Source organism: Psychrobacter sp. UBA2769 (genome assembly GCF_002352555.1).
Lineage (GTDB): Bacteria > Pseudomonadota > Gammaproteobacteria > Pseudomonadales > Moraxellaceae > Psychrobacter > Psychrobacter maritimus.
Genome location: NZ_DEIR01000007.1, coordinates 10,006 through 24,514, shown reverse-complemented (window position 1 = coordinate 24,514; position 14,509 = coordinate 10,006). Strand labels below are relative to the sequence as shown.

The 14,509-nt window shown below is 42.5% G+C and carries 11 protein-coding genes and 1 other RNA gene; 5 read left to right on the top strand and 7 right to left on the bottom strand.

Features of this window, described 5'->3' with window-relative positions; all coding sequences use genetic code 11:
- Positions 1–254 precede the first annotated feature (254 nt).
- The 3 genes from B3Q63_RS02560 to B3Q63_RS02550 all read left to right on the top strand — a co-directional run bounded on the left by B3Q63_RS02560 (position 255) and on the right by B3Q63_RS02550 (position 4,734).
- Positions 255–890, top strand: a complete 636-nt coding sequence (locus tag B3Q63_RS02560) for a response regulator (protein WP_149488971.1) — start codon at positions 255–257, stop codon at positions 888–890.
- Positions 891–967: 77 nt separating this feature from the next.
- Positions 968–2,836 carry a sensor histidine kinase gene (locus tag B3Q63_RS02555; protein ID WP_296173398.1) on the top strand — a complete coding sequence of 623 codons (1,869 nt, stop codon included), beginning with the start codon at positions 968–970 and terminating at the stop codon, positions 2,834–2,836.
- Positions 2,837–3,012: 176 nt separating this feature from the next.
- Positions 3,013–4,734, top strand: a complete 1,722-nt coding sequence (locus B3Q63_RS02550) for a sigma-54-dependent transcriptional regulator (protein ID WP_296173397.1) — start codon at positions 3,013–3,015, stop codon at positions 4,732–4,734.
- 47 nt (positions 4,735–4,781) lie between these two features.
- Here the strand turns inward: B3Q63_RS02550 and B3Q63_RS02545 are convergent, their stop codons facing one another.
- Together B3Q63_RS02545 and gpmI are read right to left on the bottom strand one after the other, a co-directional pair.
- Positions 4,782–6,335 (bottom strand): S41 family peptidase, encoded by a 1,554-nt coding sequence (locus tag B3Q63_RS02545; protein ID WP_296173394.1) that lies wholly within the window; start codon positions 6,333–6,335, stop codon positions 4,782–4,784.
- Between the two features lie 480 nt (positions 6,336–6,815).
- Positions 6,816–8,474, bottom strand: coding sequence for a 2,3-bisphosphoglycerate-independent phosphoglycerate mutase (gene gpmI / locus B3Q63_RS02540; protein WP_201562953.1), 1,659 nt, complete (start codon positions 8,472–8,474; stop codon positions 6,816–6,818).
- A 246-nt stretch (positions 8,475–8,720) separates the two neighbouring features.
- On the opposite strand from gpmI, the gene ssrS reads away from it, so the two are divergent.
- Positions 8,721–8,916, top strand: a non-coding RNA gene (ssrS, locus tag B3Q63_RS02535) — 6S RNA.
- 135 nt (positions 8,917–9,051) lie between these two features.
- Here the strand turns inward: ssrS and B3Q63_RS02530 are convergent.
- Positions 9,052–9,672, bottom strand: a complete 621-nt coding sequence (locus tag B3Q63_RS02530; protein ID WP_201562955.1) for an FxsA family protein — start codon at positions 9,670–9,672, stop codon at positions 9,052–9,054.
- A gap of 153 nt (positions 9,673–9,825) precedes the next feature.
- Between B3Q63_RS02530 and ruvC the strand changes: the two genes are divergently transcribed.
- On the top strand, positions 9,826–10,410 hold the full coding sequence (gene ruvC / locus B3Q63_RS02525) for a crossover junction endodeoxyribonuclease RuvC (RefSeq protein ID WP_045446965.1): 585 nt from the start codon (positions 9,826–9,828) through the stop codon (positions 10,408–10,410).
- A 272-nt stretch (positions 10,411–10,682) separates the two neighbouring features.
- On the opposite strand, the gene B3Q63_RS02520 is transcribed toward ruvC, so the two are convergent.
- The 4 genes from B3Q63_RS02520 to B3Q63_RS02505 form a co-directional block, all read right to left on the bottom strand.
- Positions 10,683–11,603, bottom strand: coding sequence for an META domain-containing protein (locus B3Q63_RS02520; RefSeq protein ID WP_296173383.1), 921 nt, complete (start codon positions 11,601–11,603; stop codon positions 10,683–10,685).
- Positions 11,604–11,896: 293 nt separating this feature from the next.
- Positions 11,897–12,559 (bottom strand): glutathione S-transferase family protein, encoded by a 663-nt coding sequence (locus B3Q63_RS02515; protein ID WP_296173381.1) that lies wholly within the window; start codon positions 12,557–12,559, stop codon positions 11,897–11,899.
- 246 nt (positions 12,560–12,805) lie between these two features.
- Entirely contained in the window at positions 12,806–13,444 is a 639-nt protein-coding gene (locus tag B3Q63_RS02510; protein ID WP_290187650.1) for a peroxiredoxin, read from the bottom strand.
- A 245-nt stretch (positions 13,445–13,689) separates the two neighbouring features.
- Positions 13,690–14,448, bottom strand: coding sequence for a phospholipase D family protein (locus tag B3Q63_RS02505; protein WP_296173374.1), 759 nt, complete (start codon positions 14,446–14,448; stop codon positions 13,690–13,692).
- Positions 14,449–14,509: the final 61 nt, after the last annotated feature.

Sequence of the window (14,509 nt, the reverse complement as noted above, 5' to 3'; positions counted from 1 at the left end):
ATATTTATTAACACTGGCGCAATATAGACTTACATTTAGGCTTATAACCTCTTAATTGCAAAGTTAATATTAAACTATGACGCATAATATCAGTGTCTTTGTTAATTGATATACTTATAGTAGCGAATTTTTAGAGTATTTCAATAAATCAATACAATAAAGCAATTCAATAAAACACTCCAAAATAAGACACGCTAAACAGCTTAACATTAGCAGTGCGCCCTTTATTCTGACAGATAGAAAAGAGTATAACTATGATTCGAGTATTAGTAGTAGATGATCATGATTTGGTGCGGATGGGCATTAGCCGTATGTTGGCAGATAGTGCCGATATCGAAGTCGTCGGCGAGGCAGATAGCGGCGATATGGCGATTAAAATGGCAAAACAGCTACGCCCTGATGTAATATTGCTGGATGTCAATATGCCCAATATTGGCGGGCTTGAAGCAACCAAACGCTTGGTTCAGTTAGATATGGGTATCAAGATATTGGCCGTCAGCAGTATGTCAGCGCAGCCTTATCCTTCGATGCTCATCAAAGCGGGCGTTAATGGTTATATCACCAAAGGTACGCCGCTTGATGAGATGATACGCGCGGTCAAAAAAATCTATCAAGGTGGGCGCTATTTTAGCCAAGACGTCGCCGAGCAATTGGCTGACGTGCTTTTATCTGATAACGCCAGCTCGCCTTTTGACTTATTAAGTGACCGTGAAAAACAAGTCGCTATGATGGTAGTCAACTGCCAAAGTCCGCAGCAAATCGCTGATCAGTTGTTTGTCAGTGTAAAAACCATCAACACTTATCGCTATCGCATTTATGAAAAAGTCGGCGTCGATAGCGATGTGAAATTGACCCATCTGGCCATTCGTCATGGTCTTATTCAACCGTAAATTACTAAGCATAAGTTATTAAGCATAGTAAGTACCTCTCCTTCTATTATTCTCAACTTATAAAGGCTTTAGAGCCAGTGAAAACTTTAAAGCCTATGAAACCTTCAAAGCCTGTGCCATCGTCAAAGTCTAAGCAACATGGGCAACATGAGCAGCATAAGAAATCTGCTCCTAGCGTTATAACCGCTATCACGGATTATTTGCAGCGCGACGATACCTTGCCGTTGCCACAGCTACGCAGATTAGGTTTGATCTATAGCAGCTATCGATTTATTCTCAGCCTGTTTTCTATGCTGATGGTCTATATCACGGCTCGCTCTAGCGATGGCTCATCATTACCAAGCTTTTTGCAGCAAACCGCGCTCAGCTTTTATGTCCTGCTGAGCCTGATTTTACTTGGTTTATTTTATGTGGTGACCAAGCATCTACGGCGACAGCTGGCTTTTGGTTTAGTAGTAGATGTCATCATTTTAAGCTTATTACTTTATACCGCTGGCGCGCCCGATTTGCAGTTGACCATGCTATATATGGTGGTAGTCGCCGCCAGCTTTATGCTTTTACATAGCTCGCAAGCGCTTATTATTACTTTGCTTGCGATTATTTTTGTTATCTATCAGCAGTTTTTTTATGCCATTGCCAACAGTATGAGTTTGGCAAATTTGGGTGACGCGCTACTGATGTCTGCCAGCTTTTTAGCTGTTGGAGGCTTAAGTTGGTCAATCTCACAGCGTTTGGTCCAGCTTGAAAAAGTAGCGGCAAGCCACGCAAAAGAAGTCGAACGCTTAAACGTCATTAATCAAGAAGTCATCACGCAAATGGTCAATGGCGTTATCGTCATCGACTCTAAGCATGTTGTGTTGGCAAACCTTGCCGCCCATCAACTGCTCAGTATTCCAAACCCTTCCCCACTAGCGGCGACAGAAGCGGTCGATACCAGTCAGATGCTAAAAAATACGCCAAGCGAGACGGCGAAAAAAACCTCACACTATAATGAAAATCAACCTGTATCTGATTTTCAGCAGCAGCTGCGCGCACAACATCTGCAACTACTCGAAGCCTGCTTATCGGTAGAGGCTGGTCAATCTCGCACTTTTATTTATGAGTTACCAGCCGTGGCCAATGCTTCAGTCGTCGGTAAGCTGCGTGTCGAGATTATCCCTTTAAAAGATGACAGCAAGCTAATCATATTAGAAGATTTACGCCGTGAACAAGCCAGCGCGCAGCAATTAAAATTGGCCTCTTTAGGACAGCTTACCGCTAGTATTGCCCATGAAATAAGAAATCCCTTAGCAGCAATCTCCCAAGCCAGCCAATTATTAATAGAAGATATCGAAGAAAGTCAGACAGCAGATAACGACACAAGTACCAATGACAAGATGGCTGGCAACCATGAGCTTTATAAAATGATATTTACGCAGACCAAGCGCGTCAATCGCATTATTGAAGATGTCTTAAAGCTGTCTCGTCAGCAGATTGCCAACCAGCAAATGATTGCCCTTGCGGATTGGATGCCAACATTTTTAGACAATTACTTTCAAGGTCACGATGTTTTTTTACGCAGCCATACGCAGCCGACAATCTCGTTTGACACGCACCAGTTAGAACAAATTCTTATCAATTTAATTAACAATGGTTTACGTCATAGCAGCTATGCTAACCCTCATGCTATTGTGGAAATCGAGATTTATTGTGCTGATAACGATGTTATAATTGATGTGTTGGATGATGGTACAGGCGTTAGTGATGTGGATTTAACCCATTTGTTTAATCCGTTTTTTACCACCGATAAAGCTGGCACAGGTTTGGGATTATACTTATCGCAAGCATTTTGTGAGGCCAATCATGCGCGCCTGCTTTATATTCCGGAACATAAAAAAACCTGCTTCCGTTTGATTGCCCCTGCCATCCAGCATGACGTCGATGAAAGTACAGATGAAAGCATATAGGAAGCGTTTGCCTAATAATTGAAAACCTATAAATGTCTCATAAACGCTACTATTTATGCGCTATAAACCTTGATACTTATGCACTATAAACTTTGATACGATGATTTTTTAATACCTTTTTAACACCCTTGTAGTACTTGAAGACAATGAAGTACTTGAAAACAATGAGATGATGTATGACCACAACCGCGCTAGTCGTTGATGACGAAGTAGATTTATGCCGCTTGATGCAAATCACGTTGACCAAGATGGGCATCAAAAGTGATGTGGCCTATACTTTGTCGCAAGCCAAATCCTATTGGCAAGAAAATGACTATGATTTTTGTCTAACCGATTTAAAATTACCTGACGGTTCAGGATTAGAATTGGTTAAGCATATTAGCGGCAGCTCAACGACGCCCATTGCAGTGATTACGGCACACGGCAGTATGGATTTGGCGATTGAAGCGTTAAAGCTAGGCGCTTTTGATTTCGTGAATAAACCGCTTGAGCTGCCCCGCCTGCGTCAATTGGTTGAAAGCGCCCTTAAGGTTATCCATCAAGATAATGTGTCCAAGTCAACGCCTGAGCGTTCACCTGAGCAGCAAATGCTCGATAGCCGTTTGATTGGCGATTCTGCTGTCATGCATCCGCTAAAAAATACCATTTTAAAATTGGCGCGCTCACAAGCACCGGTTTTTTTATCAGGGGCTTCAGGTACAGGTAAAGAAGTGGTGGCGCGCTTGATTCATGACTTAAGCCCGCGCCGCGATGGTAGCTTTGTGCCGGTCAACTGCGGGGCAATACCGTCAGAGCTGATGGAGTCAGAATTTTTTGGTCATAAAAAAGGCAGCTTTACCGGCGCTGTTGCCGATAAGCAAGGACTGTTTCAACAAGCCAATGGCGGCACGCTATTTTTGGATGAGGTCGCCGACTTGCCACTAGCGATGCAAGTTAAATTACTGCGCGCTATTCAAGAGAAAACCGTGCGCGCAATCGGTGATACCAAAGAAGTACCGGTCGATATTCGTATTTTATCGGCGACCCATAAGGATTTAAATCAGCTGGTACAGGCGGGTAATTTTCGCCAAGATTTGTATTATCGTATTAATGTGATTGAGCTTAAACTGCCAACGCTCAACGCGCGGCGTGATGATATCCCTGTATTGGCTAAGCACTTTTTGGCACTAATCGCCGATGAATGGCAATTAGAATCGCCGCCAACACTGACGGATAACGCTTGTGCGCGCCTGCAAGATCATGACTTTGCTGGTAACGTTCGTGAGTTGCGTAACGTCCTTGAGCGCGCGGTAACCTTGGCAGAAACGTCGACTATCGATGCCAGTCATCTAGGTCTACCTAATATTGATAGCCACCAAGAAGTGATAACCTCTGCCTGTCAAAATATCAGTACCAATAAAGCAACAATCTCGAACGCCTCTGTTTCAAATAAAAGTGAAAGCTCGGTAGCTGACTCAATACAAGATAATGCCATAAAAAGTAAGGTAGAAACAGACAGCACGCAACAAGCAAAAGCTAATATACATCCTTATCGAACCACTACTCAGCATTATCCTTCCATGAATACAAGCCCAGCGAGCCCGCGCTTAGCAGAAAATTCCGAAAAAACTGCTGATAAATCGGTGGCTAGTAGTTTAGATGCGTCAATAAACAGTCAAGCTGATAAGCAAGACAGTCTAAGTAAGTCAGTGCATAAAGAAGATGTTACCGCTGGTCACTTACCTGCCCAAGGCTTAGAGCATTATCTGCAAGAACAAGAAAGACGGCTGATTATTACCGCGCTTAAGCAAACCAACTGGAATAAGACCCAAGCGGCTGAATTATTGGGTACGACCTTCCGCTCTTTACGCTATCGCATGACCAAGCTAGAGATTGCCGAAGATCAATCTGAATCATAAATAATAGCGACTGTTAAAGCGATGCCTTGATTTAAACTCTACTTAAATTAACGTTTGTCTTTAGCAGTCGGTTTATCAATCACATGGTCGATGACCGTATTGTTTTGAGTGACTTTCTTTTTAATCGCTTCGTCTTTAATAGACTTATCTTGCTTAGCACCGCTGTCTGCCTGTGCCTTACGTACAAAGCGAATACCCGAAGGCAGTGCTTGCTGTCTGAGTAAATCAAGCCCCTGTTGCTCCCATGTGCTCTCATTACCCAACAACGTCACATCAGGCTCTACCCCAACCCCATCTATCTTTTTACCCAATGCGGTCATATAGTTGGCAACCGTCAGCTTGACCGCCTGCTCATCATTCAGCGGGATAACGGACTGTACTGAGCCTTTACCATAACTGACCTCGCCCAAAATAGTGGCGCGCTTCTGCGCTTGCAAACTGCTGGCTAATACCTCGGCGGCAGATGCTGAATAACGGTTTTGCAAAACCACGACGGGCAACGCTTCTAATAACGCGGCACCTTGCGTCGATAGCGTGCGCGAGTCACTTTGACGACCTTTTACTTGTACCACATCGGTATCGGTCATAAACAAGCTAGCAACGCTTACAGCTGACGCCAGTACACCGCCTGGATTGTCGCGCATATCTAATAATACTCCGGTGACGGGCGCATCTAAATCAATCAAACTTTGTAGTAATTTCTCACGGCTGTTGTTTTGAAAGGCGGGCAATCTAATAATCGCCATACCATCAACAAATCGAGTTTCAATAATCTGCGGATGATTGTTATTACGCTGCAAAGTCGTGGTGTGTTTACGGCGACCTGCTTTTGACGTCACCACATCCACTTGCGTACCAGCAATCCCTGTCAAGAGTTGCTCGATATCATTACTTTCTTCCTCTTCGCCAAGCTTAAACTCATCGACTTGATGCAAATAATCGCCAACAGCAATGCCCTTTTTATCAGCAGGTGACCCATCAATCACCTCCGTAATCACCCAATAACCTTCTTTTGGCTGATATTGCACTTTGATACCGATATCACCGACATCTCCTTCGGTAAAAGCGCGCAAATTCTCATACGCCTCTGCATCCAAAAACTCAGCATGGCTATCAAGCTTGGTCAACATGCCACTCATAGCATTGTTAAATAACTCTTCATCCTTCACCGCATCAACATATTCACGGCGTACCAAATCAACGACAGCAACAAAGGTTTTTAGGGTTTCAGGCGAAATGGCATTTAATGACACCTGCGCCACCTCATCGGGAATATCAGTATTAATCGCATCTGAGCCATTATCCAATGCACTCTCATCAGCGACAGCATCTATTGAGTCATCAACTTGATCGGCTGATTCGAGCATATCTGCAATATCTGAAAAATCGTCTGCACCGTTGTCCAATGGCACATCATCGGCATTAAGACTGATTAATTGCAAACTTGAAGTAGGGTTTTTATTATTATTGATTTTACCGTTATTGTTTATAGCCGCTTGGGCAGGCATTATCACAACGCTTAAACCCAGTAAGCTTGTAAGAATAGCTGGCTTTAATACCTGCGAGCTAATAGATTTAAAGCCGAAAGATTGAGAATTCATAAACCGAGCGCTCATAAATAGTGTCAGCATTGGGTTTTCCAATCTTTTAAACATCAATAAGGATAAACAGCTAATAGGACGCATAAAAGAAACCCCTTAAAAAATTTGCTTTGGTTATTTTGGTTTGGTTATTATTTTTATAACTTTGTTAGATCTATCAGATTATTATATGGTTATTTATGATTATAGGGTGATGAATAAATTATAGAGTTATTAATCAACAATGTCCGTTAAAATAACACCAAGCGGCTACCTTAAACTAGGATAGTATTGCAAATAATTTAGGCAAAATGTATCGGCCAAAATGCATTAAAGACAAAGCAGCAGAAAAAATCTAAAAAAGCACATAAAAAAAGAGAAGGATAATAAATATCCTTCCCTCTTTTAAAATGCTTAGCCGTATTAATAAACTGTTAAAGCCTTACTATTAAGCATTAGCCATTAAGCACTAGCCTTAAACATTAATACTACGTGACCGTATTATGATGCTGGAACCAATAAATTTTCACCGGTCATCTCATCTGGCTGCTCAATATCCATCAACGCCAAAATAGTTGGCGCAATATCACTCAGCTTACCGCCACTACGTACTGTTACTGACTGCTCGCCAATATAAATCAATGGCACGTGTTCGGTGGTATGCTGCGTATGTACCTGCCCGCTTTCATAATCTTGCATCTGCTCACAGTTACCATGGTCAGCCGTGATAAGCATATTACCGCCAGCTGCTCGTACCGCGGTCTCTACGCGACCAATACAGACATCTAACGCCTCTACCGCTTTAACTGCCGCGTCAAAGATACCTGTATGCCCAACCATATCACCATTGGCATAGTTGACCACCAACACATCATATTTACCAGACTCAATGGCAGCCACCAGCTCATCCGTCACCTCAGGGGCACTCATTTCTGGCTTTAAATCATAAGTGGCAACATCAGGAGAGGGCACTAAAATCCGCGTCTCGCCTTTATACTCTTCCTCACGGCCACCACTAAAGAAAAACGTCACATGCGCATACTTTTCGGTTTCAGCGATACGCAACTGGGTTTTACCTTTATTCTGCAAATACTCGCCAAGCGTATTGGTCAATGAGGTTGGATAATAAGCAATGCTGGTTTTTGGATTGGCTGCTAAAACGTCAGAATATTTGGTCAACATCACAAAAGCGGCAAGCCTTGGCTGTTTATGACGGGCAAAACCTGAAAACTCATGATCTGGTAGCACGAATGCTTGCGCAAGCTCACGGGCACGGTCAGCGCGGAAGTTCATAAAGATAAGCGCATCATTATCATCGACGGTATATGGCACTTCATCGCGACCAATGACAATCGTTGGATTGATAAACTCATCAGTTTCACGTGCTTTGTACGCCGCTTGTACCGCGCCATCTGCACGCGTCGCTAAGCGATCGGCTTTACCTTCGGTGATAAGCTCATAGGCTTTTTGCACGCGATCCCAGCGATTGTCACGATCCATCGCATAGTAGCGCCCGATGATACTGGCAATCTGGACGCGCCCGCCTTCGTAATGGGCGTTGAGTTTCCCAATATGCTCCCGTAAGCGATTGATATACTTATCAGCAGATTTTGGCGGCGTATCACGGCCGTCTAAGAAGCAATGGACAAAGACATTTTTGGCACCATGTACCAACGCTGAATGGCACATTGCTTCGATATGGTCTTGATGCGAGTGGACGCCACCATCTGACAACAATCCCATAATATGTACGTTTCCGCCAAGCTCGTTTGCTGCTTTCACTGCATTGACCAAGGCTTCGTTTTTATAAAACTCACGATTGGCCACTTCACTTGAGATACGGGTTGAGTCTTGATACAGCACGCGGCCCGCGCCCAAATTCATATGGCCAACTTCTGAGTTACCAAACTGTCCGTCTGGCAGACCGACATCTTCTCCTGAAGCCGATATCAATCCATGCGGATATTGCTGATAAATCTTATCCAAGTTTGGCATATCGGCGGCAGCAATCGCATTATCCTTGTCGTCTTCACGATGCCCAAAACCATCTAATATCATTAAGACATGCGGCACTTTTTTATTTTGCTCGCTATCCTGCTTATTATTGAGCTGGGCCTGACTATCGTCGATAAATTCTGATTGTTGCTGGTTATGGGTCATGGATTACCGCTCCTCAAGTGAATGAACGCCTATAATGCTATATTAGGATGTTTAAAGCCCTCTATATTACCACACATCTCCAAATAGCTGAAAAAACGCCCCTTTAAGCCCGTAATTAAAGGTTTTGAGCGTTTTTATTGGCTAGAAAAAGTGCTTAAAACTCGACAACAATAATGCTAAGACCTTAACCTACGTAGTAATCTGTAAATCGTACTTGCAATCACTCAAATCATTGGTTAAGATAATTATATTCTGAAGTGTTGGCTAGTAGATGTTTATTCCCTGAGCCGATAATGCTTTACCAGGATGTGGTACCTATTGCTTCATTGTGTATGCCTGCACCGCTTGCGGTGTCTCAGGAAACCTGCAGAGGCAGTGACGCATCCGCCCTGAACTTCACGGTTCATGGGTTACCATCTTGCGGCGGCACTTCGGTTGTTTCATTCAGTTATTAGCTATTTTATTTATAAATATTACTTTTATAAAAAATAGTTTTAACGCTCAAAAAGCCCCTTTTGTCATTGACGAAAGGGGCTTTTTTTATGTCTTATTATCTACCTAATTATCAATAAATGAGCTATTCATCATTGGCAGATTTGGTAATTTTTTTCACATCTTTCGGAATGGTTTTTGCGGTACCATCAACGGTGGTATGCTGTTTAAACACATCGCCGAATGGGTTTTGCTGTTGCTGACCAAACGGGTTTTGGTTATTCATACCACCTGCACCGCCAAATGGGTTTTGACCACCCATGCCGCCAGCACCACCGAACGGATTTTGTCCGCCGCCCATCTGTTTCGCCATCATCTCCATCATTTTTTGCTGATTGTTCATGACGTAGTTATTAGCAAAGTCTTTAAGCTTTTTCTGCACAGGCGGCAATATCACCAATAACGCCAATAAATCACTCAGCACGCCCGGAATCAGCAGCAAAATACCGGCAGCTGCCATGGCGACACTTTTAATCATGGTTGATTCTTGCGGACGCATCGCAGGATTCATCATACCGCCCGCTTTCATCTGCTGTGCCATTGGATTGAGTGCTGCCATCCCTTTACGCATCAGTGAGATACCGATGACGGCGGCGATGATAAACCACATAAACACCCACCAACCGCTCATAAATTGAGCAAGCAAATACCACAGTAGCATCTCGATAATAAACCAAACGATGGCAATACCAACTATCTGACCCATAAAGTGTCGTCCTATAAGATAAAATCTAAAAAATTGAGCGCCATGAAAATTAAAATGGCTAACATATGATGTATATGGGGATTGATTGCTATACTATCAAACTTAAGGCTGATTTTTAAGCCATAAAACAAAATGTAAGCAAGACGGAATACTATGGCAATTATTATCGGGATTGATCCGGGTTCGCGCATGACCGGTTATGGCATTGTTCAACAAACGGGCGACAAGCTGACATATATTGATGCCGGCACTATTCGTACGGATACCAAAGAGATGCCTGAACGCCTCAAGCGTATTTTTAATGGCTTGACCCGTATCACCCAGCATCATCTAAAATATGCCGATGAGCCTATTTACACCGCTATCGAGCAGGTATTTATGGCAGAAAACCCAGACTCAGCGCTGAAGCTTGGGCAAGCACGCGGTGCAGCGATTGCTGCCATGGTCGCTCTTGATTTAGAAGTATCCGAATATACCGCTCGCCAAATTAAACAAGCGGTTTGTGGTTATGGGGCAGCAGCAAAAGAGCAAGTCCAAGAAATGGTCTGCCGCATACTGTCTTTAGACGTGGTTCCGCAACAAGACGCCGCTGATGGTCTTGCCTGCGCCATTTGTCATGCGCACTCAAGCCATTCAATGAACAAATTAATTTTAAATAGTGCCATGCGTGGACGCGGTGCTTCTAAGAAAAAAGGGCGCTGGCGTTTAACCGAAGAAGATTTAGGCAATTTGCGTTAGAATAAAAACATATAGTCATAAAGCAAATCACCATAAAAAAACACGCGTCCAAACGGCGCGTGTTATTTATTTAAACTATCTGACTATTTATGCTATGTTTTTACTATGGCGGATTCGATTTAAAAAGAATGCAGTGCTGCTGAGATAAATTTTTCGAAGCCTCTGGAGTGCGAAGCGCACAGCAAGCGAGGAAAATTTATCTCAGCAGAACGTTATTTTGAACGTATCTCTTTTATATTGAACTGACTATATAGTATAAGCAACTAACTAAGTTACTCTGCTACCGCACTCTCAATCACCGCATCCAACACATAAGCATATTCTTCGCTTTCTGCGCTTTCGTTACCATCTAACTCATAACGCTGGAGACGCAATACTTCGTCATGCATGCCGTCATGCTGATAGCCATCAATTTCACCAGTAAATGCTGCCCATTCTCCTTCACTCACTTTAATACCTTGGTCATCATAAGTGATGGGCTTCACTTGTAAACACATCTCTGAGCTATCATCAGCACACGCTACTTTCTTAGCATTTACCGCCCAAAATACGGTTTCACCCTTACTGTTATATTTGGCTTGTGAAGTAAGCTTACCTTCCCAAGTCAACGTAATCGCATTACTGGTCACTTGTGTAAGCACTGGGTTTTCACCTTCAGTCAAACTCAGCTGACTGCTACCTTGCATCAAGGTATTTAAACGATTTTCTGCTTTATTGAGATCTTCGCAGAGCATTTTAGTGCTCATGCTCTCTTCGGTCGTTAGCGTCTGACCTTGCAACTGATACACGGCACTTATTGTGTTGCAGCCCACACTATAGTTCAGCGTGTTTTGACCTTGATTTTGATTAAACAGCAGCGTGACTTGCTCCTTGATATCCACAAGCGTCGTTATGACAGGTCCACCACTTTTGTCATCGATATCCAATAATGTCCAGCGATAACGCGCTAAATCTTTAATCATCTCTTGCTCTGCAGTCAGTTTCGTATCATTAGCTGTGTCAGATGCCGTATCGGGGTTTAATGTGGCATCAGTTACTGTGCCCGCTTCAGTGTTGTCTGGTGCGTCACCGCCAGTAGGCGCAGGGTCTTTTTGACAAGCACCCAAGGCCAAACTTGCTGCTAAAATACTTGGCACTAAGGCAAACCTAGAGAATGAGCGGATAGAAGATAGCGTGGTAAAAGATGATGTCATGAGCGTCATACCTTATGATTAAACTTTTTCATAATTCACTGTTGCCTATACAAGGAGTGATTATATCTATTTTTGTAAAGTGTTCATAATTTGACCACTATAGCGCCGATGATGGTAGGTTTTGTAACGAAGTGTGTAATTCTATATATCAATAGTAACTATTATCGTTTGATTTCTCATTTAAGCTGTGGATTAAAAAAGCCTCGGGTCGCTAACAATGATATTAGCGAACCAAGGCTATCGGCGTTATTTATTGCTAAATTTGCTGTTAAATTTATAACACCATACCGTTTTTACTCACTTTCATGAGCAGGCTTGGCCTTTGCCATATTTTTAATACTAAAACGCTCGTTCATCATTTGATAAAACCGCGCCAGATTTTCGCCCTGCTCATTCGGGTTAACCTTGAGTATTTTGCCAAAGTCCAAACCTAAATACAGCACAATATCAGCAAAACTTAACTGGTCGCCAACTAAGTAATCGTGACCATCTAACATAGTTTCAAAATAGGGCAATGCTTTAACAGCGCGCGCGATAGATGGTGCGACAAATTCTGGTACTTGTTCAACCCGCTGCGCTTTGGAGGGATGACTGTGCTGAAACGCCAGCATAAAATTATACAGCACCTCAAACTCAGCAATACGGCGCATAGAACATACTTGCGCCCGCTGTACCACATCATTACCCATCACCGAACGCTCGCCATAAACACGGTCGAGATACTCGCACACGGCCTGCGAATCATTTAGTATGGTGCCATCATCCAATTTTAATACTGGCACTGTCTGCATCGGATTTATCTTGGTAAACTCATCAGACATCTGCTCATTAGTAGCAAAATCTATATCGACCACATCGACATCATCCATATCGTCAACGTCGATACCTTTTGACGCTAATAAAATAAGGGCTTTACGTGGATTGGGCGCAGTACGGGTAACGTATAGTTTTTTCATGGCAAACTCCTTGTAAGTTGGACTCAAAGCGACTTAGCGCTGATAGGCTTTATTATGGTTATTGCATATAGCGTATGGCTCAGAATATCAACACGCTATATAACAGTTATAGCCTACTCTGCTCATCATAGCAAAACCTTATTGAGCTCGCTGTTCTGATGAGAGTTTGAATAACAAAAAGCCCCATAACATTCCGTTATAGGGCTTTTCACTTTTCATCTATTACAACTATCAGATATGCTTAACTTATTTGTTAGGCGCAGGTGTGGTACGTAAATAAGGCTTAATTTCGGTATGACCTTTAGGATAATTAGCAGCGATATCTTCGTTTTTCACGCTTGGAGGAATGATAACGTCGTCGCCATCTTTCCAATCAACAGGCGTTGCTACGTTATATTCATCAGACAATTGCATCGCATCAATCACACGAATAATCTCATCAAAGTTACGGCCACAGCTGGCTGGATAAGTCAGTGTTAAGCGTACTTTTTTCTTAGGATCAATAATAAACACACTTCTGACCGTCGCTGTATTGTCAGCATTTGGATGAATCATGTCATAAAGATCTGCAACCTTGCGCTCAGGGTCTGCAATGATAGGGAAATTGACAGCAGTACCTTGGGTTTCTTCAATGTCACTTACCCAACCTTTATGATCTTCTAAACCATCAACCGATAGCGCAATTGGTTTAACATTGCGCTTCTGGAACTCACCGCCTAGTGCTGCGGTACGACCAAGCTCAGTGGTACATACTGGCGTATAATCTGCAGGATGTGAGAAGAAAACAACCCAACTGTCCCCTGCCCATTCGTGGAAATTGATATCACCATCAGTGGTTGTCGCGTCAAAATTTGGTGCAGTATCACCCAGACGTAAATTTGCCATACTTAATTCCTTATTTATGTTTGTGATGAGCGTTAATACCCATTAATACCACAAAGTATCTAATGCTATAAAGTATCCATGCGCTCTATTATTATCATCGATATGCTCAAGTATCAAAATAGCGCTAAGCACATCAGTAAAAACTCACTTTATATTAACAAACTGGTTATGAATGTCTTGTGACGGATTGTAATGCGCTTATTCCATTTATCACTAACTGAATGAATGTATTGTTAGCAGAGTAATTAAATCACCATTCCTGAATCCCACAAGCAAAACTCACCAAACTTTCCTTTTTTACTTATACCGCCAGCGGCACGTCCAGCATCTGTTAATGTAAACTCTCCTTCTTGCTCTTGTACATAGCCAGCTGCTAGCAATTTATCATTTAACTCTTGGGTCTTAAAGCCCAACTCTTTAGCAAGTTTTGCAGTTGTCAGCTTCGAGTAATTAGGTGTTGCCGTTTCTGCCGCAGGTTTAACCGTTGTATTAGTATTATGGCTAACGGTTGTATTACTGGCAGTGGCTTTATTATCAACACTACTATCAGATTCAGTTACTTTTTCAAGCGACATGCGCACTTCATCACTGATACGAATAATACGTTGGGCTTCCTCGTAAGTATCAGCATAGAGCTTCGCGTCTTCGTTACGGTAAATCAGCACACCCATCTCATTATTATTCACTTGGCTAAACTCATACAGGTTCAAGCTAGTAATAATGCATTCATTTTCATTGAGGTAGCATTTAGCATGTAGATTCTTACAAAAGCTGGTACGAATAAATGTTAGGTTTTTAAGCCAATTTATTTCTTCAGGGTGTAAATCATTTTTGCCATAAACAATACGTATATCAATTTTAAGACGATTACGGTCTTCTAATAGCTCTTTAATACGCTCATTTAGCTTTAAATACGGGCTAATAATAATCAAGCGGTCAGAAGCATTTTTAATCAATTCTTCTAAGTGATAAGTTGTACCACTGCTATTTAAAAACTTTGCCATTCCTTTACCCTCAACATCAACGATTAAAATCCATGCTTATACAAAAAAGCCCATCTCTAGC

Excerpts from the sequence above, each read along its gene's own strand:
- B3Q63_RS02515 (WP_296173381.1), bottom strand. The coding sequence starts at position 12,559 with ATGAAAAAACTATACGTTACCCGTACTGCGCCCAATCCACGTAAAGCC.
- B3Q63_RS02510 (WP_290187650.1), bottom strand. The coding sequence starts at position 13,444 with ATGGCAAATTTACGTCTGGGTGATACTGCACCAAATTTTGACGCGACA.
- B3Q63_RS02560 (WP_149488971.1), top strand. The coding sequence starts at position 255 with ATGATTCGAGTATTAGTAGTAGATGATCATGATTTGGTGCGGATGGGC.
- B3Q63_RS02550 (WP_296173397.1), top strand. The coding sequence starts at position 3,013 with ATGACCACAACCGCGCTAGTCGTTGATGACGAAGTAGATTTATGCCGC.
- B3Q63_RS02545 (WP_296173394.1), bottom strand. The coding sequence starts at position 6,335 with ATGAATTCTCAATCTTTCGGCTTTAAATCTATTAGCTCGCAGGTATTA.
- B3Q63_RS02530 (WP_201562955.1), bottom strand. The coding sequence starts at position 9,672 with ATGGGTCAGATAGTTGGTATTGCCATCGTTTGGTTTATTATCGAGATG.
- gpmI (WP_201562953.1), bottom strand. The coding sequence starts at position 8,474 with ATGACCCATAACCAGCAACAATCAGAATTTATCGACGATAGTCAGGCC.
- B3Q63_RS02505 (WP_296173374.1), bottom strand. The coding sequence starts at position 14,448 with ATGGCAAAGTTTTTAAATAGCAGTGGTACAACTTATCACTTAGAAGAA.
- B3Q63_RS02520 (WP_296173383.1), bottom strand. The coding sequence starts at position 11,603 with ATGACATCATCTTTTACCACGCTATCTTCTATCCGCTCATTCTCTAGG.
- ruvC (WP_045446965.1), top strand. The coding sequence starts at position 9,826 with ATGGCAATTATTATCGGGATTGATCCGGGTTCGCGCATGACCGGTTAT.